Annotated in this window: 20 protein-coding genes and 1 pseudogene; 11 read left to right on the top strand and 10 right to left on the bottom strand. The window is 64.6% G+C overall.

Features of this window, described 5'->3' with window-relative positions; all coding sequences use genetic code 11:
- Positions 1 to 29: 29 nt before the first annotated feature.
- The gene (locus tag ACSFBF_RS06060) at positions 30 to 1,337 is read right to left on the bottom strand and encodes an ABC transporter substrate-binding protein (RefSeq protein WP_435465427.1); all 1,308 of its coding nucleotides are present in this window, start codon (positions 1,335 to 1,337) and stop codon (positions 30 to 32) included.
- A gap of 77 nt (positions 1,338 to 1,414) precedes the next feature.
- A pseudogene (locus ACSFBF_RS36030) lies at positions 1,415 to 1,487 on the bottom strand (helix-turn-helix domain-containing protein); the annotation flags it as partial.
- A 409-nt stretch (positions 1,488 to 1,896) separates the two neighbouring features.
- Here ACSFBF_RS36030 and ACSFBF_RS06070 point away from each other — a divergent pair.
- From ACSFBF_RS06070 to ACSFBF_RS06085, 4 genes are all read left to right on the top strand, one after another.
- Positions 1,897 to 6,327 (top strand): RHS repeat-associated core domain-containing protein, encoded by a 4,431-nt coding sequence (locus ACSFBF_RS06070; RefSeq protein WP_435465428.1) that lies wholly within the window; start codon positions 1,897 to 1,899, stop codon positions 6,325 to 6,327.
- Positions 6,328 to 6,612: 285 nt separating this feature from the next.
- Complete coding sequence (locus ACSFBF_RS06075) at positions 6,613 to 7,185, top strand: tetratricopeptide repeat protein (protein WP_435465429.1); 573 nt, start codon at positions 6,613 to 6,615, stop codon at positions 7,183 to 7,185.
- Between the two features lie 590 nt (positions 7,186 to 7,775).
- Positions 7,776 to 8,279 carry a hypothetical protein gene (locus tag ACSFBF_RS06080; RefSeq protein WP_435465430.1) on the top strand — a complete coding sequence of 168 codons (504 nt, stop codon included), beginning with the start codon at positions 7,776 to 7,778 and terminating at the stop codon, positions 8,277 to 8,279.
- A 274-nt stretch (positions 8,280 to 8,553) separates the two neighbouring features.
- Complete coding sequence (locus ACSFBF_RS06085; protein WP_435465431.1) at positions 8,554 to 9,351, top strand: GntR family transcriptional regulator; 798 nt, start codon at positions 8,554 to 8,556, stop codon at positions 9,349 to 9,351.
- A 29-nt stretch (positions 9,352 to 9,380) separates the two neighbouring features.
- On the opposite strand, the gene ACSFBF_RS06090 is transcribed toward ACSFBF_RS06085, so the two are convergent.
- The 4 genes from ACSFBF_RS06090 to ACSFBF_RS06105 are packed head-to-tail and all read right to left on the bottom strand — an operon-like array spanning position 9,381 to position 12,311.
- The gene (locus tag ACSFBF_RS06090; RefSeq protein WP_435465432.1) at positions 9,381 to 10,118 is read right to left on the bottom strand and encodes an amino acid ABC transporter ATP-binding protein; all 738 of its coding nucleotides are present in this window, start codon (positions 10,116 to 10,118) and stop codon (positions 9,381 to 9,383) included.
- A complete protein-coding gene (locus ACSFBF_RS06095; protein WP_093051929.1) occupies positions 10,096 to 10,785 on the bottom strand; it encodes an amino acid ABC transporter permease in 690 nt (229 codons plus the stop codon). The genes ACSFBF_RS06090 and ACSFBF_RS06095 overlap by 23 nt, the downstream gene beginning before the upstream one ends.
- Positions 10,785 to 11,453 (bottom strand): amino acid ABC transporter permease, encoded by a 669-nt coding sequence (locus tag ACSFBF_RS06100; RefSeq protein WP_435465433.1) that lies wholly within the window; start codon positions 11,451 to 11,453, stop codon positions 10,785 to 10,787. Before ACSFBF_RS06100 ends, ACSFBF_RS06095 begins: the two co-directional genes overlap by 1 nt.
- 24 nt (positions 11,454 to 11,477) lie before the next feature.
- Positions 11,478 to 12,311: a transporter substrate-binding domain-containing protein gene (locus ACSFBF_RS06105; RefSeq protein WP_435465434.1), complete on the bottom strand. Its 834-nt coding sequence runs from the start codon at positions 12,309 to 12,311 to the stop codon at positions 11,478 to 11,480.
- 228 nt (positions 12,312 to 12,539) lie between these two features.
- Here ACSFBF_RS06105 and ACSFBF_RS06110 point away from each other — a divergent pair, with 228 nt between their 5' ends.
- The 6 genes from ACSFBF_RS06110 to ACSFBF_RS06135 are packed head-to-tail and all read left to right on the top strand — an operon-like array spanning position 12,540 to position 18,103.
- Positions 12,540 to 12,866 carry a (2Fe-2S)-binding protein gene (locus ACSFBF_RS06110; protein WP_258349757.1) on the top strand — a complete coding sequence of 109 codons (327 nt, stop codon included), beginning with the start codon at positions 12,540 to 12,542 and terminating at the stop codon, positions 12,864 to 12,866.
- A complete protein-coding gene (locus ACSFBF_RS06115; RefSeq protein WP_435465435.1) occupies positions 12,859 to 14,307 on the top strand; it encodes an FAD-dependent oxidoreductase in 1,449 nt (482 codons plus the stop codon). Before ACSFBF_RS06110 ends, ACSFBF_RS06115 begins: the two co-directional genes overlap by 8 nt.
- On the top strand, positions 14,304 to 15,452 hold the full coding sequence (locus ACSFBF_RS06120; protein WP_435465436.1) for an NAD(P)/FAD-dependent oxidoreductase: 1,149 nt from the start codon (positions 14,304 to 14,306) through the stop codon (positions 15,450 to 15,452). Before ACSFBF_RS06115 ends, ACSFBF_RS06120 begins: the two co-directional genes overlap by 4 nt.
- A gap of 12 nt (positions 15,453 to 15,464) precedes the next feature.
- A complete protein-coding gene (locus ACSFBF_RS06125) occupies positions 15,465 to 16,400 on the top strand; it encodes a dihydrodipicolinate synthase family protein (RefSeq protein ID WP_435465437.1) in 936 nt (311 codons plus the stop codon).
- A 28-nt stretch (positions 16,401 to 16,428) separates the two neighbouring features.
- Positions 16,429 to 17,841 (top strand): dihydropyrimidinase, encoded by a 1,413-nt coding sequence (hydA, locus tag ACSFBF_RS06130; RefSeq protein ID WP_435465438.1) that lies wholly within the window; start codon positions 16,429 to 16,431, stop codon positions 17,839 to 17,841.
- A 4-nt stretch (positions 17,842 to 17,845) separates the two neighbouring features.
- Positions 17,846 to 18,103 carry a zinc ribbon domain-containing protein gene (locus ACSFBF_RS06135; protein ID WP_435465439.1) on the top strand — a complete coding sequence of 86 codons (258 nt, stop codon included), beginning with the start codon at positions 17,846 to 17,848 and terminating at the stop codon, positions 18,101 to 18,103.
- A 61-nt stretch (positions 18,104 to 18,164) separates the two neighbouring features.
- Here ACSFBF_RS06135 and ACSFBF_RS06140 read toward each other — a convergent pair whose 3' ends face one another.
- From ACSFBF_RS06140 to ACSFBF_RS06155, 4 genes are all read right to left on the bottom strand, one after another.
- Entirely contained in the window at positions 18,165 to 18,917 is a 753-nt protein-coding gene (locus ACSFBF_RS06140) for a LamB/YcsF family protein (RefSeq protein ID WP_435465440.1), read from the bottom strand.
- Between the two features lie 51 nt (positions 18,918 to 18,968).
- Positions 18,969 to 19,982, bottom strand: coding sequence for a 5-oxoprolinase subunit C family protein (locus ACSFBF_RS06145; RefSeq protein ID WP_435465441.1), 1,014 nt, complete (start codon positions 19,980 to 19,982; stop codon positions 18,969 to 18,971).
- Complete coding sequence (gene pxpB / locus ACSFBF_RS06150; protein WP_435465442.1) at positions 19,979 to 20,719, bottom strand: 5-oxoprolinase subunit PxpB; 741 nt, start codon at positions 20,717 to 20,719, stop codon at positions 19,979 to 19,981. The genes ACSFBF_RS06145 and pxpB overlap by 4 nt, the downstream gene beginning before the upstream one ends.
- Positions 20,720 to 20,873: 154 nt before the next feature.
- Positions 20,874 to 21,803 (bottom strand): LysR family transcriptional regulator, encoded by a 930-nt coding sequence (locus ACSFBF_RS06155; RefSeq protein WP_435465443.1) that lies wholly within the window; start codon positions 21,801 to 21,803, stop codon positions 20,874 to 20,876.
- 169 nt (positions 21,804 to 21,972) lie between these two features.
- Between ACSFBF_RS06155 and ACSFBF_RS06160 the strand changes: the two genes are divergently transcribed.
- Positions 21,973 to 22,761, top strand: a complete 789-nt coding sequence (locus ACSFBF_RS06160; RefSeq protein ID WP_435465444.1) for a putative hydro-lyase — start codon at positions 21,973 to 21,975, stop codon at positions 22,759 to 22,761.
- Positions 22,762 to 22,799 lie beyond the last annotated feature (38 nt).

Raw genomic sequence — 22,799 nt, forward strand, 5'->3', positions numbered from 1 at the left:
CTTCGGAGCAGCCTTGGCGTTCTTTGCCGTCAGTGAACGAAACGTCCACCCGCGCCGATCATGGTCATCTCGACGAATCGCGAGCCGTTGTGGTTGTCCGGGGTGAACGACACGGTAAAGCCGCCTGCGTCCCAGTTGCCCATCGTCTCCAGCGCTGCCGTGAGCCTGGCCCTCGTGAGATCGCGTCCCGTGCGGCGCAGCCCTTCGGCCAGGGTCTTCGCGGCCAGGAAGCCCTCCATCGATCCGAAGCTCATCTGCGGCACTCCGGCCTTCTGCATGGCCCGGGCATATTCGTTCTGCAGGGGAGAAGCCTTGCCCCAGGGGAAGGGCACGACTTCGGAAATCATCACGCCCGCACCGGAGCTGCCCAGTTCGTCGGCCAGCGCCTTGCCGCCAACGAAGGACACGCTGACGAACTGGCCGGTGTAGCCGGCCTTCTTCATTTCCTTGATCAAGGTCGCGCTGGAAGTGTAGGAACTGATCAGCACGACGGCATCCGGGCGTGCCGCCTGGAGCGCCTTGGCGGCAGCCCCCACATCGGTGCTGTGCCGTTCCACCGTCGCCGTTGCAACGATCGCCAGGTTGCGCTTGGCTTTCGCCTTGGTCATGGCATCGAGCCCGGCCTTGCCGTAGGCGTCGTTCTGATGGAAGACCCCAAAGCTTTTCATGCCGGTGACCGAGAGCTGATCGAGGATGTATTCGGCTTCATCGAAATAGCTCGCCCTGACATTGAAGACGACGCGGTTGAACGGCTGGCGCAGTGCCTCGGCACCGGTGACCGGCGCGAAGAACGGCACCTGGGCAGCCACGGCCAACGGCAAGGCCGCCAGCGTGGTGGAGGTGCCGACATAGCCGAACAGCGCAACGGCACGATCCTGCTCCAGCAGTTCGGCCGTGTTGCTTGCCGTGGTCTGGGGGTCGTAGGCGTCGTCCTTGGCGTGCAGTTCGATCTTGCGGCCGTGGATGCCGCCCCCCTCGTTGATCATCTGGAAGCAGATGCGTGCGCCCAGGTTGAACTCCGTGCCGAGCTGCGCGGACGGGCCGCTGAACGGTGCGGACTGGCCAATCACGATGGTGTCGTCCACGACCGCGGCCTTGTTGTCCTTCTCCTTGGCGAAGCCCGGCAGGCTGACGAGCCCGAGCGAGGTGGCAGTGGCGCATGACACCAGCAGGGAACGCCGGGTGAGCGAGTCGGGCAGTGGGCTATGGGGAGTGGTCTGGCTGAGAGGCATGTTGTGTCGAGAGACTAGGCGGAACGCGCTGTAGAGAAACAGCCTGCAACCATTGTTTGCGAACTTATGTACTCTCGACCAGTCCTCGAATTGGAATTCAGCCACTCACTTTCCGGGGTAATCGCCTGCCGCGCTACACGCGAGGCTCTTGCGCACAGGCTCCGGCATACCCGCCATCATCGGCGTCTCGGCGCGCACCTCTTTGCGAGCAATGCGGGAGATTTCATCTTTGAGGATCGAGGCGATGTTTGGCATGGACGCATTGCGCCGCGCCGTTGCAGCCCTGAAGCGCCGCCACCGGGCTTATGAGCCTGAGTATGGAAAAGCGACAGCAGTCGGCATCGAGGCGGTTCCCTGAGCGGCTTTTTTCTCCCTGGCCTCTACCAGCGCCGAACCGCTGTCGAGAAGCAGTGTGCGCGCCCCCCTCGAAGCCAACGTGCACTCTGCTCGAGAGTTCTGTGAAACGATACCTGCCGTCCTGTGAGGTGCGACCTCGATACCTCTGATGAGATCTCAAGGAGGTCAAAGTAATCCTTTCGATGAGCAATCACAGAAACCAGAAAAGGACTTTTGATTGCCTCATTGAACATGTCGTTACGCTCGTTCCGATCATTGCTGCACAGGGCAATGCATCCGAATTCAAAAGAATTAACGAGGGTCACGCATGCATTTCGACGCGACTGCCGCGCACGGCAGCTTCAACCATCGCCAGATCAAGCGACTCGCTCTGCAAGGCGCTGCAGTGCTCACGCTGCTGAGCATTTCCGGATGGGCCCAGGCGGCCTGCTCGCTGAGCTTCACATCGCCCAGCAAGGGTGCCAAGGTCACCTCGCCGAACATCACGGTGTACGGGACCGGTGGCGGCGATGCCACCACGGGTGACGCCGGCACCGTGACCGCCACGCTCAACGGCTCGCCCTTCTTCAGCTACTCCGGTTCCTTCACCGCCGTCGTGTCGTTCCTGGAAGGACGCGGCGTCCCCGTCACGCTGCGCTCAGGCCCGAACTACCTGGCGGTCTCCGGCAGCGTCGGTGGATGCAGCGCGTCGGACTACATGACGGTCTACTACGACACCTCCGACGTCATCCCGCGCAAGAACAAGGGCGACGGCTCCGAGCGCAACGGACCGCAGTCGTGCACGGGCAACCCCATCAACTTCGCGATGGGCAACAAGGTGCAGGAAGAAGAAGACTTCCGCAGCGCGTCCACGCATTACCCGCTCAGGTTCGCACGCATCTTCAACAGCGCCGACGGCTACTGGCGCTACTCGTACGCCATGCGCCTGAGGATCAGTGCGACCGAGGCCGTGCTACTCCATGCGAACGGGCGCGAGTCGCCGTTCGCACGCAGCGGGTCGACCATCACGCCCGATGCCGACGAGCTCGGCACGCTCACACAAACGAGTACGGGCTGGCTTTATGTCGACGTGGACAACACTCAGTACGAGTTCAACACCACCGGTCGCCTGACGAAGCAGACCCATCCCGATGGCTGGTATCACAGCCTCTCCTACGGCACCAACGGCTCCGTGACCGTGACGGACGGATTCGGCAACAGCATCGGCTACACGGAAGACGCCCACTTCCAGCCGCGCTCGTTGACCACGCCCAACTTCAGCGTCGCCTACAACTACGACACCACCAGCCGGCTCACTTCCGTCACCAAGACCGCCGGCGCCAGCGTGACGAGTCGCACCTACCACTACGAGAACGCCGGCAATCCACGCTTTCTCACGGGCGTGACCGATGAGCTGGGCGTTCGCTTCGCCACCTACGTTTACGACTCGCTGGGCCGTGCGACAAGCACCACGCATGCAGGCAATGCCGGGCTCACGCAGGTGGCCTACAACACCAACGGCACGACGACCGTGACCGATCCAGTGGGCCGAGCCACGACCTACCACTACGTCGTCGTCAATGGCGTCAAGCGCATCTCCCAGATCCAGGGCGAACCGGCACCGGGCTGCCCGGCCAGCAACTCGTCGTTCACCTACGACGCCCGAGGTCTCCTGTCGAGCCAGACCAACGCGACCGGCAGCGTCACCAGCTTTACCTACAACACCCGAGGCCTGGAGGCCTCGCGCACGGAGGCGCTCGGTGCGCCCGAGCAAAGAGCCATCGCCACAACCTGGGACACGACACTGCCAGTGCCGACACTGGTCAGCCAGACGGGCCGAGACACCGCATACACCTACGACACCGTCGGCAGACAGCTCACCGAAACGATTGCCGACACCGGTGGCATGACACGCACGGGCCAGAGGACCTACACGACTGAAGGCCTCATCCATACGTACACCGAGCCCAATGGCGCTGTCACCACGTACACGTACGACACCCGTGGGAATGCGCTGACCGCGACCAACGCGCTGGGCCACATCACCGCCTACACCTACGACGCGGCCAACCGCCTCACGAGCCAGACCGACCCGAACGGCCTGGTCACCACCTTCACATGGGATGCATACGACCGGCTGCTCACGCGCACCGTGGGCACGGGGCCTGGCCAGACCACGGTCCTGACCTACCACCCCACCGGTACGATCGCAACGACATCGCTGCCCACCGGGCTGATCACCAGCTACACCTACGACGCAGCACAACGCCTGACCGGCTGGAGCAACAACCGTGGCGAGAGCGGCACCTACACCCTCGACGCGGCTGGCAACCGCCTGACGGAGCAGACGCTCAACACGTCCGGTTCGATCGCCTGGACGACTGCGCGCACCATCAACAAGCTCAACCGCGTCGCCACCCAGACGCAGGGAACCAGCCAGAACGAGAGCTTCAGCTACGACGCCAGCGGCGATCGCATCGGCCAGACCAACGGTCTGAACCAGAGCACCAGCTGGAGCCTGGACGCCCTGGCCCGCGTCAAGACCATCACCGACGCGGCCAACGCCAGTGCCGGCCTCGGCTACAACGCGCTCAATGCCGTCACCCAGGCCAGCGACTTCAACGCCATCGCAACCAGCTACAGCCGCGACGCCCTGGGCAACGCCACCGCAGAAGCCAGTGCCGACAGCGGCCCTCGCAGCAGCCAGTACGACGCCCTCGGCCTGCCCAGCCAGATCACCGATGCGCTCGGCCAGGCCACGAGCATCACCCGCGATGCGCTGGGACGTCCGACCAGCCTCGTCTTCGCGGACGGCAAGACCACGACCCTGCGTTACGACCTGAGCGCCAACAGCAAGGGCTACCTCAGCGAGGTCATTGATCGTTCCGGCACCACCGAGTACACCCGCGATGCCCATGGACGCGTCACCCTCAAGAAGCAAACCTTGGCGACAGGCGCAACTACGGGTAGCGTTCAGCAAGTCGCCTACACCTACAACACCGCCACCGGCCAACTCGCCAGCGTCACGTACCCGAACGGTGGCGCGCTCAGCCACTTCTACGACACGACCGGCCGCCTCGTGCAACTCGGCTGGAACGGCACACCGCTGATCGACGCCGTCACCTGGAATGCCCTGGGCCAGCCCACGGGTTGGAACTGGGCATTCACCAGCACCAGTCCGAAGCTCGCGGCCAACCGCAGCTACGACAGCGCCACGCGACTGACCCAGACCGAATTCAGCAGCTACACCTACGACGCGGCTGGACGCATCGGCAGCCTCACGCAGAACCTGTGGGGCCCTGCCGACAGCGACCCTGGTCACAGCACCATTGCCGCGGCCGACACCACGTGGAGCGTCGGTTACAGCGCAACGGGCCGCATCGTCAGCTTCACTGCCACCGCGGGCACCGGCGACAGCGCCAGCTTCAGCTATGACGCCAACGGCAACCGGACAGCGAGCACCCGCGTGCTGGCGGGCCAGACCACCAGCCGCGGCTACACCCTGCAGCCCGGTACCAACCGCCTCGCGGGCTTCAGCCAGACCATCAACGGCACCAGCAGCACCAGCGTCGCTTATGGATACAACGCCAACGGCGACCTGACAAGCGACGGCCTCAGGAGCTACGGCTACGACGCGGAAGGACGCCTGGCCACGGCCACGACGGGCGCCAACGACGTCAGCCCGACGACGCGCTACGCGCACAACGCCTTGGGCCAGCGCGTGTTCAAGACCGAGCCACTGTATCCACCAAGCCAGGGCGATGAGAACGACCCGGGCTTCTGGAGCAGCCTCGTGGCGTTCTTCACCAAGCTGTGGAGTCCGACCACGACACAAGCCGAGCAACTCGGCTATGCCTACGTCTACGACGAGCAGGGCAGCCTGATCGCAGAGGTGGGCAGCGGCGGCACGAACAGTGCGGGCGAAGCGCAATACATCTACCTGCCGACAGCCAACGGGCCGATACCGATCGTCGCCGTGGTCAATGGCGCCACGTATGCGGTGCACAGCGATCACCTGAACACGCCGCGCAAGCTCAGCAACGCGACCGGGCAAGCGGTCTGGCAGTGGGGCTACAGCGCATTTGGAGAGGACAAACCGACGCTGGCGAAGAACCGGTTCGCCAATCTGGAGACGACCCCGAACCCGGGCACTACCAACATCGCAGAGGTGAAGTTCAACCTGAGGTACCCGGGGCAGTATGCGGACGAGGAGTCGGGACTGTTCTACAACTACTTCCGCAGCTATGACGCGAGGACTGGGCGATATAGCCAGCCGGATCCGATCGGGCTGGATGGGGGGTGGAATCGGTTTGGCTATGTTGATGCGAATCCACTGGGGTTTACGGACCCACTCGGACTGCGTGGTGGCGGTGCAAGCATCAACTACCCCACACCGATGTATCGGCAGCCACAATTGCCGCATATGCCAACGCGTCCACCTGGACCACAGCCATTGCAACCGCGTGGGACAGAGTCCTCTGCGCAAGGGTACCTGGGGCGTCTCGAGGGGCAAGGAAACTACGCCGATGGCGCGGGATCGCTCACCGGGGCAGGTGAACAGTTCCGCCATCCGAGCGTTCCCAACGCGCTGGAAGGGCTGATCAATCCGCAGCGTTCCGGGCCGTTCGTCCCGACAGTGCCGATATTGCCAACAGGGCCGAGCTGCAGGACGATCTGTGTACCTAACAAAGTCGGCCAATGCTCTGCGGATGCTGGCTGCAGAACTGTTTGCGGACCGGTTGTTGAAGCGATCCGATGAGATGAAACTGCAACGCTCGACGGCAATCTTCTTGACGGCTCTCGTCCTGCTGTCCGCGGCGGCCGGGTGGTACGGCTGGGAGCGAGGCAAGCAGCCGCGACAAACCGCGCAAGAGGCTTGCAGAAAGCAGTGTTATCCGCTGCCTTGGCAGATCAAGGGAGAGAAACGAATACCGAATGCGCCTGAAGGGTGGCGCAACTATCCGACGCACCCCCAATGTGTATGCGGGTAGCGAAAGAAAGCAGCTTTCCTTCTGACCCCAGGTCTGCCCGAGGCCCTGGGCACATGTATGCGAACCGCGAGGAAAAACCGATCGTCGCCCGCACGGCCTACAAAGACGGGCTGATCTATCTGGCCTTTGATCTGTATCAAGTGCAGGCAGATGAAGGGCACGTCGAAAGTCAGGTGTTTGTCGCCTGGATGCTGTCTCAGGGGATCGGCTGCGAGAAAGACGAGAGCCAAGCTGCGGTTTATTACGAGCGAGCAGCAGCTCATAGACACCCTCTGGGCTGCTTTTACTACGGTCGTTGGTTGACGAGAGCCGGCGAGCACGCGAAGGCCTATCGCTTCTATGCGAGGGGTGCGGAGCGGCGGCATCTGCCCTCGATGTTTCGTGTTGGCTATTCGTTGGCTCATGGCAAAGGTGTCTCGCTCGACCTTCGTCGCTCCTACGAAGTATTGAAAGACGCTGCGATGCATGGTCATGCCTTCGCGCTGCGTGAACTGGGTCTTCAAGACCTGCGCGGCAGACGAGGGATTGTTTGGCAACCTATCGGGCTCGTGGAGATTCTTGCCGCGGTCTGTTGGGGCTTCATGGTCGCCGTGGTCAATGACGATTCGGATCTCTTGATCTCCTAGATCTTGCGCTGCCGCACAACAATGCTCACATGGCCGTGATTTGCGTCGGAAGCTTCATGTGAAAAATTCCAGATCTGTGGTCATGCTGTGGGCGCCCTTTGCCTGCGCATCTCTGCTCACGTTCGCGGCCTACAAGACTCTTTGGGCCAACCAGTGGTACTGGGTTTTCCTGTCCCTGCTCGGAATCCTGAACTGTGGGCTGGCTGCCGTAGTTCTTCGGCAAGTCGGCTTGAGGTGCTGGTCAATAGTGGGAGTGACCATTGGCCTGCTGTTTGGTCAGTGGTGGCTGGTGCAAATGCTGATCCTGGGTCTATTTTTTCGCGTCGGTGGGTTTGCTCCATAGCCTGCCCTGAATAGCTCCGCGCCTGTTCGCCTATGCTGGGAACTCTCTCGCGGCGCAGCTTGCCGAAGCGATTCGTTGAGCTGAAACCGAAATGTCTGCGTACTTGGAAGATCAACGCCCGTTTCGAAGAGCCCGTACAGATCAAGGCCCTATTCGGCTATTCCGATGGTTTGCAAATTGGTATCTTGATGAAGTCCAGAGGCTGAATGAAGTCTCTGCCACTCCACACAGCCCAACACAGAATCTCATGGCATTTCACATATGGCGGACTCATCGGCTTCGAGACGATTTGGCTCGAGGCGAGGTCACTCAGCTGGACTCCCTGAAATACATGATGGGGTCCGCGTTCCTGTATGCGTTTGCGCTCTACTCTGCTCTATGGTTTGGCGGCTACCGAGACTGGACACTGCCCTTCGAGGCAGCCATCGTCCTCGCAATCAGCGCCTTTGGCACGCACGAGGCATTTCTGGCCAATGGTGGCTCAAGTGGACGAGATTTCATCCTTCGCTTCGCCTCCATTGCGGTTCCGATCGGGGTCAAGGTCTTGGTACTGAACTTGATCGTGAGTGCTGTGATGTTCCTGGGGCTTCCTCACGTTCTGACGCCTACAACCTTTCGCGACCCAAGCTTCGTTTATCGCTTCGTTTATTTCGTGACCGCGCTGGCATTGACCTTCATCTACTACTGGCGCATTGCCTATCACATGAAAAGAATTGGCAATGGGGGCAAACAACGTCGAGAAGCGCAATGACGGCCACGTCATGGTCCAGATCCTTCGAAATCTCGAAGGTCTCGAACTCCGCGTGAAGGTCGGAGAGGATGAGCAGCTTCACAAGTCATCTCTTCCGGCACTCGATAGTCGAACTGCTGATGCGTGTACCCATGCACCCAGAGCACGGGCACATCAAAGAAGGCATCCGGAAGCTCGTTGACGAAGGCGCCGACATGTGACATTGCCGGACCAGCCGATGGGACATCGTATGCTGTGGCATTCTTCGATTGCACACAGTTTGTAGACAAATCATATGAAACCCAAAGCCGCGATCAAGCCAACGCCGCATGCGAAGCCCGGGAAGACGGCTTCGCCCGGCAAGGTCTCGCGCGCTCGCAAGCCCGCGCAGGTGCCCGTGAAGCGCACGAAGACCGCTGCGACCGCGCCGGACGCCTCCGGCGAAGACTCGACGAACCTGACCGACCGGGCCTACGCGGTCGTGCGGCGGCTGATTCTGCAGCGCGAGCTGACCGGCGGCGAAGTGCTGGTCGAGGGACGCCTTGCCGAGCGGCTCCAGATGTCGCGCACGCCTCTGCGCGAAGCCTTGCTTCGACTCGAGGGCGAAGGCTTGCTGGTGCGGGCCAACGCGCGCTCCTATGCGGTGCGACGCATCACGGCGTCGCACTACTTCCAGTGCCTGCAGGTGCGCGAACGACTGGAGTCGCAGGCCGTGTCGCTCTCCATAGGGCATGTGCCCGCAGACTTGGTGCAGCGCCTGCGCAATGACATCCTGTCCCTGGATTCAAGCCAGCAGGGCTCGAGCCACTGGCACGCCGATGACGAGATTCACGGCATGTTCGCGCGTGCATCCGGCAACGCGATGCTGGCCGAGACCATCGCCCATTTGCGCGTGCTGTGCCGCCTCTTCGAGGTGGTCGACCCCTTCAATCGCATCGAGGACGACAGGGCCGAGCACCTGGCGATCCTGGACGCCTACATCGCAGGCAACGAGAAGGCAGCCGAACAGGCGGTCGTCACCCATCTGCGCAACCTTGCGCGCTATACGCTCTCGAGGCTCAGCAACGGACTGGTGACCGAGCTGCCGCAGTAGGCCTAGGCCGGCAGCGGCGCACGAGCCGATCAATGCCGCAGTATCTTGCCGACGAACTCGCGGGTACGTGCCTCGCGGGGTTCGTCGAAGATCTGCCGCGGCGCGCCGATCTCGACCACGTGCCCGTCGGCCATGAAAACGACCTTGCTCGATACCTCGCGCACGAAGCCCATCTCGTGCGAGACGATGAACATCGTCATGCCCTCGGCCGCCAGGAGCCGCACCGTGTCCAGCACTTCGTTGACGAGTTCGGGGTCGAGGGCGGCAGTGACCTCGTCGAGCAGCAGGATGCCCGGCTGCAGCGCCAGTGCGCGCGCAATTGCCACACGCTGCTGCTGGCCGCCCGACAACTGGTCGGGGTACGCCTTCAGCTTGGCACCCATGCCGACCTTCTCGAGCAGTTGGATCGCGTAGTCCTCGACCTGCTTGCGCGGCCGTCCCTTGACCTTGATGGGTGCGACGGTCACGTTGTCGAGCACCGTCATGTTCTGGAACAGGTTGTACTGCTGGAACACGATGGCCATCTGCGAACGCAGGCGACGCAGCTGCTCACGGTCGTTGTAGTCGAGCGCCTGGCCGTCGATGCGCACCTGGCCCTCGATCGGCGGCAGCAGCCCCATCAACACCCGCAGCAAGGTGCTCTTGCCCGAGCCCGAGGGGCCGATGAGACTGACGATCTCGCCCTTTTCGACCGACAGGTTGATGCGCTCGAGTACGGTGTGTGAGCCGTAGTTGGCCTTCAGGTCAACGATTTCGAGTTGGGGCAAGCTTTTTCTCCAGGTGTTTTCCGAACCGGGCCAGCGGATAGGACAGCATGAAATAAAGGGCCAGCACCGTGCCGTAGACGAGCGTGGCCGAGAAGCCCTTGTTGTTCATCGTCTTGCCGGCAAAGGCCAGCTCGACAACGCCAATCTGCGAGGCCAGCGCGGTGTCCTTGATGAACAGGACGAAGAAGCCGAAGACCGGCGGAAGAATGATCTTCCAGGCCTGCGGAACGATCACGAGGCGCAGCGTCTGCAGGTAGCTGAAGTTCATCGCCGCCGCGGCGTCCCACTGGTTGCGATGCACCGATTCGAGTCCGCTGCGCACGATTTCGGCGATGAATGCGGTGGCGATGAGGCAGACGCTGATCAAAGCCACGGTGAACATGGCCAGGTCGGCGTTGAGCCCCTGGAAGATGAAGAACACCAGCATCAGGGTAACGAGGAAAGGGATGCGCCTGAACAGTTCGATGAAGACCGTCGAAGCAACGCGCAGGGGCCGACCTGCCGGTCGGGTGTCCAGCCTCACGGCCGCGAGCAGAAAGCCCAGCGAGAAGCCGACGACGCAGCCGATGGCCGACAAGGCAAAGGTCACGCCCAGCGCCTTCGCGAAGAAGAGCAGGTTGTAGTAGCTGAAGAAGCGAGGCAGCTCCTGGAGGATCTGGTCGAGCATCAGAACCACCTCATCTTGGCGCGGAAGAACCGCTTTCCGACGAAAGCGAGCGACAGCGTGGCGATCAGCGTGATCACGATGTAGAGCACCGCGGCAACCGTGAACACCTCGATCGAGCGGAAGGTCTCGGAGTTGATGTTGTAGGCCCGTCCGGTGAGCTCCTCGACGCCGAATACGGCCGCCATCGACGTGCCGAGGGTCATCAGGATGTACTGGTTGGACAGCGGCGGAAACAGCACGCGCACGATGTGCGGCAGGATCACATAGCGGATGGTCTGAATGCGCGAGAAGCCCAGCGTTTCGGCGGCCTCCAGTTCAGGCAGGCGCACCGATTCGAAGCCCGCTCGCTGGATCTCGGTGAGGTAGGCACCGGCATTGAGCGTCATGCCGATCAGCACGGCCTGGTATGGCGACAGCAGGATGCCGGCATCGGGCAGCGCGAAGAAGATGAAGAAGATCTGCACCAGCTGCGGCGTATTGGTGAAGAACACCACATAGGCGCCGACGACGCGTCGCGCCCAGCGCGGGCCATAGGCGCGCACCGAGGCGCCGCCAAGGCCGAGCAGCATTCCGAAGGCAAACGCGAGAAACGCGATCTGCAGGCTCAGCCAGGCGCCGCCTATCAGATAGGGCAGGCGCTCCAGCACCGGTGAGTAGTCGAATTGCATGCCCTATGCCCTACCCTCGCGGCCTTATTTATAGGTTGGTGCGGTGCGCGGATCGTGCAGCATCGGGCCGCCGAACCACTTCTTCCAGCGTTCGTCCACGTAGCCGCTCTTGTGCATTTCCTTGACGGCGGCGCTGAGCTTCTCGCGCAAGGCGTCGTTGCCCTTCTGCACGCCGATGCCGCAGAAGTAGACCTCTATCGGTGCATCCACGATGCGCCAGTCGACCTTGTGCTTGGCCGTGTGCTCGGTCATGAAGTCCATCACGTCAATCATTGCGTCGGCCCGGCCCTGGGCAATGGCGCGCACCGCATCGGGGTAGTTGTCGAGCAGCAGCAGTTGCGCCTTGGGCAGCTTTTCCTGCACCAGCTTCACGGGCGTGGCGCCACGCACCTCGACCAGCCTGACCGCCGGGTCGTTGAGCTCCATCCAGTCCTTGTAGGGCTTGGCCTTGGTGGTCAGCACGCCCAGCACTTCGGTGTGCAGCGGCACCGTGAAGTCGATCACCTTCTGGCGCTCAGCCGTGATCGTCATGGCGCCGAGCACCGCATCGATCTTGCCGCTGCTCACAAAGGGAATGCGGTCGGGCGAGCCGACCTGCACGATCTCGGTCTTGACGCCCAGCAGTTCGCCGAGCTTGCGCGCAATGTCCACATCGAAGCCGTCGATTTCATTCTTGTCATTGAAGATGCCCAGCGGAGGCAAGGTCGGATTGACGCCGATCACGAGCTTCTTGCTGGCCACGATTTCATCGAGCGTGCGCGCCGAGCTCATGGCCGGCAGGCCCATCAGCGCCGAACCCAGCGCGAGCGATCCGGCAACCAGGAGGGTGCGGCGGATGGTGTTCCTTATCTGCTTCATCGAGAAAAACTCCTAGAGGGTGAAGGTTGAACCAGTCGCCGAAGCGGCCCGGATGTCGGGGAAAACGGATGCAAGACGAATGCCAGATCGCATTTTGTCTTCAAAAAATATAAGATATATATATTGAATGTATACAATAAACTTCGAACGGTCCAGTCCAAGCTTTCAGTTCGCGTCTACCCGTTCATTCCGCCGTTCATTCCGCCGTTCATTCCGTCACTTCCTCTCATGACGAAAAGCTCAACTTCTGCGATGCCATCGCTGCGCGCCGACCAGGCGGTGCAGCGCGGACCTGCGGTGCGTTTCATGGCCGACGGCTGTACGGTCGACGCGTTCGAGGGCGAGAGCGTCGCGGCGGCACTCTTTGCCGCAGGACAGCGCGAACTGCGACGAAGTCCGCGCGACAACGCGCCGCGCGGAATGTTCTGCCTCATGGGCTCCTGCCAGGAATGCCTCGTATGGGTCGGCGGGCGCAAGCTGCCGGCCTGCCAGGTGCCGGCGGCGGCGGGCCTGGAGATCGAATCGCTCGACTTCCGGGAGCAGCGTCTTGGCTGAAACGCTCCCTTCCCCCATCGATCTGCTGGTGATCGGCGCCGGACCGGCCGGTGGACGCGCAGCGCTGCGCGCGCAGGCCTGTGGCCTCGACGTCCTGCTGGTCGATGAGAACTCCGACGCGGGAGGACAGGTGTGGCGCCCCCTGCCCCCGGGCTTCACGCGGGCCGCGGGCGCGCGGCCCTCGGCTGAAGCCGTACAGGGCGACGCCCTGCGCGCCGAGTTGAACCGTTCCGGCATCCGATGCCTGTTCGGCCACAAGGTGTGGAACGTGGGCAGCAGCCTTCGCACCGACCTGATCGGCCCCAAGGGCGTGACGAGCTGGCAGCCGCGCGCATTGCTCGTGGCAACGGGCACGACCGAACGGGTCGTTCCCTTCGCCGGCTGGACCTTGCCCGGCGTCATCGGCCTGGCCGCGGCCACGATCCTCCTCAAGTCCCAGAACATGCTGCCCGGGCGCCGCACGCTGGTGGCAGGCAGCGGCCCCCTGCTGCTGGCTGTGGCCAGCGGCATCCTCAAGGCCGGCGGCGAGGTCGCTGCAGTGCTGGACCTGTCCAGCCGGGCCGACTGGCTGCAGACCCTGCCTTCGCTGGCAGGCCGGCCCGATCTGCTGTGGCAGGGCGTGCAATGGCAGGCGCGCCTGCGCAAGGCGGGTGTGCCGCTGCTCTATCGCCACGGCATCGCGTCGGTCGAGGCACTCGGCGACGGATTCCTGGTTCACGCGCAGCCGGTCGACATGACCGGTGCGCCCGTTGCGCATGCCACGCCTGTGGCTTTCGAGGCAGACGCCGTCGCGGTCGGGCACGGCCTCGTGCCCGGCACCGACGTCACCCGGCTGCTGCGCGCGCGCCATCGATACGAAGCGGCGCGCGGTGGCTGGATTGCCGACGCCGATGCGCAAGGCCGAACTTCCGTCGCCGGTCTGTACGTCGCAGGCGACGGGGCTGGCATTGCCGGTGCCGCCGCAGCCAGCGCCCACGGCGAACTTGCGGCCGTGGCCTGCGCCCACGATCTCGGGCGATTGACGGCCGAGGCCCATGCGCTCGAGCGCGATCGACTGCTCGCGCAATGGCGCAAGCCCGCCCGCTTCGGGCGCGCGATGGCGGGTCTGATGGCACTGCGCGAAGGCGCCGTCGCGAGCATCGCGCCCGACACGGTGGTTTGCCGCTGCGAAGACGTGACCCGTGCCGAAATCGACGCCGCCGCGCGCGATGGCGCTCGCGACATGAATCAACTCAAGGCCTGGACACGCTGCGGTATGGGCCCCTGCCAGGGCCGCACCTGCGGGGACATCGCGGGCGCCCTGCTCGCCGCTCACGCGGGCAGCCGCGAAGCCGTGGGCTGCTTCACAGGCCGGGCGCCGCTGCGTCCAGTCTCGCTCGCCGAGGTGGCCGGCAACTACACCTATGCCGACATCCCGATCCCGAAGGCGGCACCGCTGTGAGCGACAACGTGCGCTTCTCGGCCGCATACGACGCGGTCGTGATCGGTGGCGGCGTCATGGGCTGCTCGACCGCGCTGCATCTCGCGCAAGGCGGCATGCGGGTCGCACTGGTCGATCGCGGGCCTCTGTGCCGCGAGGCATCCGGCGTCAACGCCGGCACGCTGACGCTGCACATGACGCGCGCCGCGCTGGTGCCCTATGCAATGCGCGCCTGGCACATGTGGATGGACGCCGAGAAATGGCTGGGCATGGGCGTGCTCGCGACCCATGTGCCGGGCCTCACGCTCGCCTTTACCGAGGCCGAGTGCGAGCTGGTCGAACTGCGCGCCAAAGCCCGGCGCGAATACGGCGCGCCGATCGAAGTCATCTCGCCGGCGCGCGCGAGAGAGATCGAGCCCGGCGTGCATCCCGGCCTGCTGAAGGCGGGCTATTGCGACATCGATGGCTTCGCGAGCGCCTATCTCACGGGCCGCGCCTTCCGCCATGCGCTCATGGCCGCCGGTGTCGACGTGATCGAGAACACGCCCGTCGAAGGCATCGATTCCGGAGACTCGGGCCACGTGATCCGATTCGGTGGCGCGGCGAGCCGGCCGCCCTTGCAGGCGACGCGCGTGGTCCTCGCAGGCGGGGTGTGGATCGAGAACATGCTCGCCTGGCTCGGCGTGCAGATCCCGATCAAGGTGCTGATCAACCAGCTCATCATCACCGAGCGCATACGACCGGTGATGCGCACCGTGCTCAGCGTCGCCAACGGATTGCTGTCGCTCAAGCAGTTCGCCAACGGCACCGTGCTGATCGGTGGCGGCTGGCAGGGTGAAGGCGACCGCGAGCGTGGCGGCGTCGAGGCCCGTCCGCAGAATCTCGTGGGCAACATGCGCCTGGCGGCCTATGCACTCCCCGCCTTGGCCGAGGCCCGCATCGCGCGCATCTGGCTCGGCCTGGAAGCCGAGACGGCCGACGCCATGCCGATCATCGGCGACGTGCCTGGCGTGCCGCGGGCCTACGTGGTCGGCAGCGCCCACTCGGGCTACACCAGCGGCCCTTTCATGGGCCGGATCATGGCCCAGCACATCCTCGGGCAGCAGCCCGAACTGCCTCTTTTCGATCCCGCCCGCCTGCTGGGCATGCCGATGCCCGGCGCTTGACAACCCGTTCCCATGATTCCCCAACAACCCGACGCTTTCCACGGCATCTACGCCGCCACCCTGTGCCCGCTGCTCGACGACGGCCGCATCGACGAAGCGACGCTGGCGCGTCATCTCGAGGCCAACGCCTTTGTGCCGGGCATGAAGGGCCTGCTGATCAACGGCCATGCCGGCGAGAACTTCTCGCTCTCGCGCGAGGAAAAGCGCCGGGTGGTCGAGATCGCATTCGAGGTTTGCGGCGAACGATCGCTGCTGGTGTGCGGCATCAATGCCGAAGACAGCTTCGAGGCCCAGCGCCATGTCGACGATGCCAAGGCTGCGCGGGCCGATGCCGTGCTGGTCTTCCCGCCGTTCTCGTGGGCGCTCTCGCAAGACTCGCGCATGGCGGTGACGCACCACCAAATCGCCAATGCCAACGCGCTGATGCCCCTGATGCTCTACCAGGCCGGCGTCAATGCAGGCACCCTCGCCTATCGCCCTGAGGTGCTGGCAGAGCTCGCCCAGATGCCGCATGTGGTCGGCATCAAGGAGGGAAGCTGGGAGGCAGCGGCCTACGAGGCCAACCGCCGCCTGGTGAAGCGGGTGGCGCCGCACGTCGCCATGATGGCCTCGGGCGACGAGCATCTGCTGACCTGTTTCGCGATCGGCAGCGAGGGCAGCCTGGTGAGCCTGGCCGCGGTCGTTCCCGAGCTGGTGATCGACCTCGACCTTGCGATCAAGCGTGGCGACCTCGCGCAGGCACGCAATCTCAACGATCGCATCTACCCGCTCGCCAAGGCGATCTATGGCACCGCGCCCGGCGGGTACGCCACGGCACGCCTGAAGACCTGCCTCAAGCTGCTGGGCCGCTTTCCGAGCGACGCCATGCGCCCCCCGATAGGACCGCTGCCACGCGATGAAGTCGCGGCACTGGAACGTGCGCTGGTCGAGGCCGGCGTGCACGCCTGAACCGAACCGACCAAGGAGAGCCCCGCCCATGACCCGCAAGATCATCCGCAACGGCCGCATCGTCACGGCCGTGGACGACTACACCGCCGACCTGCTGATCGACGACGGTTGCATCGTCGCCATCGGCCGCGCACTCGATGTCGGCGCCGACGTCGAGGTCATCGACGCCGCCGGCATGCTGGTGCTGCCCGGCGGGGTGGATTGCCACACCCACATGGACAACACCTTCGGCGACTCGACCACCTGCGACAGCTTCGAGTCGGGCACGCGCTCGGCCGCTTTCGGGGGTACCACGACGATCGTGGACTTCGCCTTCCAGCGCAAGGGCGTGAGCGTGCTCGAGGCCATCGAAGGGGCCCGTGCGAAGGGTGCCGACGGGGCCTGCATCGACTACGGCTTCCACGTCATCGTGACCGGCGTGGACGACCAGGCGCTGGCCGACATGCAGCATGCGATCCGCCACGAGGGAGTCTCGAGCTTCAAGATGTTCATGGCCTACCCGGGTTCGGTGATGGTCGACGACGCGGCCATCTTCCAGGCCATGCGCATGGTCGGGCAGCACGGCGGCATGATCGCGCTGCACGCCGAGAACGGGACCATCATCGAACTCCTCATCAAGGAGGCGCTGGCACAGGGGCACACCGCACCCAAGTACCACGCGCTCACACGGCCGGCGATCATGGAGGGCGAAGCCACGCACCGCGGCATCAAGCTCGCCGAACTCGCCGATGCGCCCGTGTACTTCGTCCATCTCTCGGCCAAAGAGGCGCTCAAGCATGTGGTCGAGGCCCGGGACATGGGGGTGCCGGTGTTTGCCGAAACCTGTCCGCACTACCTGTTCTTCGACGACAGTGCCTACGACAGCGAGGACTTCGATCTGGCACGCTACGTGATGAGTCCGCCCCTTCGCTCCAAGGAGTCGCAGCAGGCCTTGTGGACCGCGCTGCGCACCGACGACCTGCAACTGGTTTCGACCGACCATTGCCCCTTCTGCATGAAGGAAGGGCACCTGGGGCGCGTGAACCAGAAGCCGTACGGCCGGAACGATTTCTCGAAGATCCCCAACGGCGTACCCGGCGTGGAAACACGCATGGCAACCCTCTACGACGGCGGCGTGCGCGCGGGCCGCATCTCGCTCAACCGCTTCGTCGAGCTGGTGTCCACGGCGCCCTCGAAGCTGTTCGGCCTGTTTCCGCAAAAAGGGACGATCGCCGTCGGCAGCGATGCCGACCTGGTGCTCTTCGACCCCGATGCGCCACACGTCATCTCCGCGAAGACGCAGCACGGCAACTGCGATTTCACGCTGTTCGAAGGCCGGGGCGTGACGGGGCAAGTGAAAAAGGTGCTGTTGCGCGGTGAACTCCTCGTCGACGGAGATCGATGGCTCGGCAAGGCCGGCAGCGGCCGCTACGTGGCGCGTGGGGAATCGGGCGGCTGGTAGCTCTGTGCCCACCTACGACTACACCTGCCCGCGCTGCGGACCGTTCGTCGAACGGCGGCCGATGACCCTGTTCGACAGGCCAGCGCCCTGCCCCGCGTGCGGGTCGGAGTCTGGCCGCGTGCTGAGCGTGCCGGCTTCACTGGGTGGGCGGCGAAGCGAGGGAAATTCGCGGCATGCCGCTGTTGCGCAGAGCGACGGTTCGAGCTATCGGCGACTCCGGCAGAGTGGCGTTTGCGCCTGCTGTCCGCGAGCCGGTGCCTGAACCTCCAGGCGGGACCAGGCAGGCCGCGCCGATCGCAGCAAGGGCGTGCAGTGGAAAACGCTCAGGTCCGCGCGATGGCAATGCCGTCGGCCAGCAACGCCGCGCGGATTCGCCGGGCGAACACGACGGCGCCGGGCTGGTCGCCGTGAAGGCAAAGGGTGTCGGCGGCCACCGGCACGTCCACGCCGTTCACGGAGCGAACGACACCCTCGAGCACCATGCGCCGTACCTGTGCGATGGCCTGCTCGACGTCTTCGATCATGGCGCCCGGCTGCGAGCGCGGTGTCAGCGTGCCGTCGTCCTGGTAGCTGCGGTCTGCGAAGACCTCGGAGCACACCGCCAGGCCCTTGTCGCGCGCGGCCTGGGCCATATTCCTGTTCGCCACGAACAGCTGCAGCGTCGGATCGAAATCGAACACCGCCTGCGCCACCGCTTCGGCGAGCGCCGGCTGCCGCACGGTCATGTTGTAGAGGGCGCCGTGGGTCTTGACGTGGTGCAGCGATGCGCCCTGGGACCGTGCAAAGCCCTGCAGCGCACCGACCTGGTAGATGACCAGCGCATAGACCTCGGCCGGCGACATGTCCATCGCGCGCCGTCCGAAGCCCTGGCGATCAGGCAGACCGGGATGGGCGCCCAGCGCCACGCCATTGGCAATGGCCGCCCGCACGGTCTTCAGCATGGTGTCGGGGTCGCTGGCATGGAAGCCGCAGGCGATGTTCGCGGAGGTCACGTGCGGGAGGATCTCGAGGTCCTGCCCCATGACCCAGGGGCCGAAGCTCTCGCCCATGTCGCAGTTGATGTCGATCGATGGCATGGCTGTGTTTCCTTGTTCCTTGTGAGTGGGGGCGTGCGGTTCGATGCGGGCTCAGGCGAGCGCGTGCGCGGCCATCTCCCGCACCAGCGCCAGCCGGTCTTCGAGATCGAGCCAGGCTTGCTCGGCCGCCTGCTGGGCCACCGGAGTGAAGCGGATGGACGCACCCGGAAGCGCCTGGGCCAGGCGCGGAAGATCAGCGCTCGCGACATAGGCGATCTTGGGATAGCCGCCTGCGCTTTGGCGGTCAGCCATCAGCACGATAGGCTGGCCGTCAGGCGGCACTTGCACCGTGCCGAAACTCGTGGCCTCCGAAATCATCTCCAGCGGCTGCGTGAGTTGCAGGCCGGGGCCTTCGAGGCGGTAACCCATGCGGTTGGATCGCGACGAGATCACGAAGGGCTGGCTGACAAAGCGCTCCTGCGCCTCGGCAGAGAAGGCGCTCCACTGCGGCCCCGGTATGAAGCGAACGCCTTCGGGCGATCCGTCCGGCAGTTCGGTGCCGATGCGCGCTGCCGCCACGAACGGCAAGCCGCTTTGCACCAGGATGCGCTCGAGCGCCAGCGTGGGCGCATTCGGGTCTGACGCAGCAAGAGGCACCCGGTCGTTCTTGCGCAGCGCCCGCCCCTCGTGGCCTCCGAAGTTTCCGGGCAGGTAGGTACTGCGACTGCCGAGCACGGGCGTCGTCGCGAAGCCGCCGCGCACCGCCAGGTACATCCGGGCGCCGCTGCTGCGCTCGCCGAAAGCCAGCGTCACGCCACGGCGCAGCAGCACGGCGCACCCCATGGGAACGGGCTGGTCCCCCGCGATGATGCGTACCTGCGCACCGCAGACAGCCAGCAGCGTGTCCCGGGTGAATTGAACAGCGGGGCCGGTCAGCGTGCATTCGAGCACCGCCGCATCGTCGGCATTGCCGACCAGCATGTTGGCAACCCGGTGCGACCACTCGTCCATGGCGCCAGTCACCGGAACGCCATGGTGCTGGTGGCCCAGGCGCCCCAAGTCCTGCACCACAGAGAACATGCCCGGCTGCAGAACCTGCATGTGCGCGAACGGGCCCCGGGTCATGACCGGGGCTCCTGCATCTGCGCGAATTGCGAAGGCGAGATCGGATGAAAGCGCACCCGGGCGCCGGGCTGCATCCGCGTCGGTGGGGTCTTCGTCACATCGAACATGCTCCAAGGGGTACGGGCGATCACGTTCCAGCCTCCGGGAAGCGCCGTCTGGTAGATGGACGTGATGCCGTTTGCGATGGCGACCGACCCTGCCTCCACGAGCAGGCGCGGCGTCGCGCGCCGCGGGACCTTCAGCCGGGGATCGACCGGACCGAAGAACGGGTTGCCCGGTGAGAAGAAGTAGACGTAGAGCGACATCGGCGTCGCGGAATGCAGCCCCACGACTTCATCGGCCGTCAGGCCGCAGCGCCGGGCCACATCTTCCAGGTCGGGGCCGTATTCGCCGCCATAGCAGGCGGGGATGTCGATCACTTGGTCGTTCACTGGCAGCGTGGGAATGTCACCGCCCAGCAGTCGCTCGATGCGCCGTGCCAGCTGCAGGGATGCCGCCCCCTGGCGTCGCGCGAATGCGAGCGGCTGATAGTGCAAGGCCACGGTCGTGAACGCGGGCACCACATCGAATACGCCGGGCAGGCTTGCCGATGACAGGTACGCAGCGACGTTCTGCACGGTGCGACTGGTTTCGGCGCCCACCCGATCGCCCAAGCGCACTTGGAGGCATCGATCGCCCACCGGTTCGATTTGCCAGCCCGTGATGCGGACAGACGCTGTCGGTGCGCTGGAGCTCATGGCACTCGGCATTCTTGGCCGATACCGGGCTGAACGCCCCACTTCGGCGCGCGCATCGCAAGACGGTGCACAAAGTCGCAGGCCCAACCGGGAGGAATCGTCGGCATCGCATCTTGCATGTTGGTTGAAGGTGTTTTCAAGTTTGGTATGCCAGTCAGCCGAGGTGCTGCACCCACTGGGTGCCGCAACGCCTGCAATACGCCTTGCAAGCCTGTCGCGCGATGTCGGCGGTGCGCAGCACGATGGGCGTCGCATTGGGCTGGTGCGAGAGCGCCACTCCGAGAGAGGGTGGCGCGGGCAACGGCAGCAGCACGAGTTCGCCGCGTTCGATGTGTTCCCTGACCAGCAAGCCGGGGATGATGCCGACACCGACACCCTCTCGCACCAGCGACACCAATGCCGCCAGCGACGGTGAACCGGAGATGCGCAGATCGCCTTGCGCCATGCCCTGGCGCGCCGCGAGTTGCTGTGCGAGATTGACCGCGGCGATGTGCGGTGTCGTGCCGCGCACCTGCGTCAGCAGCTGGTGCGAGAGTGTCTTGCGCAGGGCGTCGCGCTTGGGGATGAGCCCACGCCTGGCGACCCAGTGGATGGGCAGCGACATCAGGTCTTCCATGACCGAATAACTGCTGCCGACCTCGTTGCTCACCCGCAGGATGAAGTCCAGGGTGCCCCGCATCAACTGGTCGGCCAGATCGACGGTGAGGTCGACCGTGAGATCGACTTCGACCTGCGGCAGTTGGGTCCGCATCGCTTTCATGAAGTCGGGCAACCAGGTGTGCACGGCCGTCTCGAGCACGCCGACGCGGATGCGGCCGCCGATCACGCTGCCGCTTGCCGCAGCAGCCTGGATGGCGCGCGTTGCTTCCAGCACACCTTCGGCATGGCGCAGCAGGCGCGAGCCATCCGGCGTGATGCGCATGGTCTTGTGGTCGTAGTCGAACAGCGTGACGCCCAGTTCCTCCTCGAGACTGCGCACACGCATAGAGATGGTCCCGGGCGTGGCATTGAGGTGCTCCGCCACGCGGCGCACGCTGCAGATGCGGGCCAGCATCACGAAGGTCTCGATGAATTTGGTGTTCACTTGCTCCTGATCCAGTGCGCGAGCGCACTACGTTGCAGCTTCATTCCCCGGCGTGGGGCGTGCGCTGTTCAATTTCTCTGAACAGTGCCCGCGCTAATTCCTCGATGGACGCGGTGCACTGCGATTCCTACAGTAAGCAAATTCCTTGCTCACTTCCCTCGAGAACCCGATGAACTCCACGATCTGGATGCATCCCGCCGATCTGCGCCGCGAGATCCGGGAAGGCCGCTTCAGGGGCCCGACCGCAGGCCACAGCCCCGGCTACACACAGGGCAACCTGGCGATCCTGCCGCGCGAATTCGCCGAAGAGTTCCTGCGCTTTTGCCGCCTGAATCCGAAGGCCTGCCCGGTGATCGGCGTCAGCGAGCTCGGCGACTGGCGCGTGCCCGAGCTCGGCGAGGTAGACCTGCGCACCGATGCACCGGCGTACTGCGTCTTTCGCGACGGCGAGCCGGCCGGCGAAGTGCTCGACCTGCGCGAACTGTGGACCGCCGACATGGTCGGCTTCGTCATCGGATGCTCGATGTCCTTCGAAGAAGCCTTGCTGGAGGCCGGACTGCCGATACGCCATATCGAACAGGGCTCCACGGTGCCGATGTACGACACCCACATCGCCAACGTCCCCAGCGGCCGCTTCGGCGGCACGATGGTCGTGAGCATGCGGCCGATGACGCCGCAGCAGGCCATCCGCGCGATCCAGATCACGTCGCGCTTCCCGGGCGTGCACGGCGCGCCGGTGCATTTCGGCGACCCGGCGGCCATCGGCATCCGGGACATCGACCAGCCCGACTACGGCGAGCGCTCCGAGATCCGGCGCGGCGAAGTGCCGGTGTTCTGGGCCTGCGGCGTGACACCGCAACGCGCCATTCGCACAGCGCGCCCGAAACTTGCAATCACCCACAAGCCTGGGCAGATGCTGGTCTCGGACGTCCGCAACAGCCACCTCGCGGTGTTCTGACTTTTCATCGCCTTCACGCTTCCTCCCCGATTCACCCC

This window comes from Variovorax nivicola (assembly GCF_051216475.1).
GTDB lineage: Bacteria > Pseudomonadota > Gammaproteobacteria > Burkholderiales > Burkholderiaceae_C > Variovorax.

Coding starts and splice junctions, on each gene's coding strand:
- ACSFBF_RS06070 (WP_435465428.1), top strand. CDS start 1,897: ATGCATTTCGACGCGACTGCCGCGCACGGCAGCTTCAACCATCGCCAG.
- ACSFBF_RS06075 (WP_435465429.1), top strand. CDS start 6,613: ATGTATGCGAACCGCGAGGAAAAACCGATCGTCGCCCGCACGGCCTAC.
- ACSFBF_RS06080 (WP_435465430.1), top strand. CDS start 7,776: ATGGCATTTCACATATGGCGGACTCATCGGCTTCGAGACGATTTGGCT.
- ACSFBF_RS06085 (WP_435465431.1), top strand. CDS start 8,554: ATGAAACCCAAAGCCGCGATCAAGCCAACGCCGCATGCGAAGCCCGGG.
- ACSFBF_RS06095 (WP_093051929.1), bottom strand. CDS start 10,785: ATGCTCGACCAGATCCTCCAGGAGCTGCCTCGCTTCTTCAGCTACTAC.
- ACSFBF_RS06100 (WP_435465433.1), bottom strand. CDS start 11,453: ATGCAATTCGACTACTCACCGGTGCTGGAGCGCCTGCCCTATCTGATA.
- ACSFBF_RS06105 (WP_435465434.1), bottom strand. CDS start 12,311: ATGAAGCAGATAAGGAACACCATCCGCCGCACCCTCCTGGTTGCCGGA.
- ACSFBF_RS06110 (WP_258349757.1), top strand. CDS start 12,540: ATGACGAAAAGCTCAACTTCTGCGATGCCATCGCTGCGCGCCGACCAG.
- ACSFBF_RS06125 (WP_435465437.1), top strand. CDS start 15,465: ATGATTCCCCAACAACCCGACGCTTTCCACGGCATCTACGCCGCCACC.
- hydA (WP_435465438.1), top strand. CDS start 16,429: ATGACCCGCAAGATCATCCGCAACGGCCGCATCGTCACGGCCGTGGAC.
- ACSFBF_RS06140 (WP_435465440.1), bottom strand. CDS start 18,917: ATGCCATCGATCGACATCAACTGCGACATGGGCGAGAGCTTCGGCCCC.
- ACSFBF_RS06145 (WP_435465441.1), bottom strand. CDS start 19,982: ATGACCCGGGGCCCGTTCGCGCACATGCAGGTTCTGCAGCCGGGCATG.
- pxpB (WP_435465442.1), bottom strand. CDS start 20,719: ATGAGCTCCAGCGCACCGACAGCGTCTGTCCGCATCACGGGCTGGCAA.
- ACSFBF_RS06160 (WP_435465444.1), top strand. CDS start 21,973: ATGAACTCCACGATCTGGATGCATCCCGCCGATCTGCGCCGCGAGATC.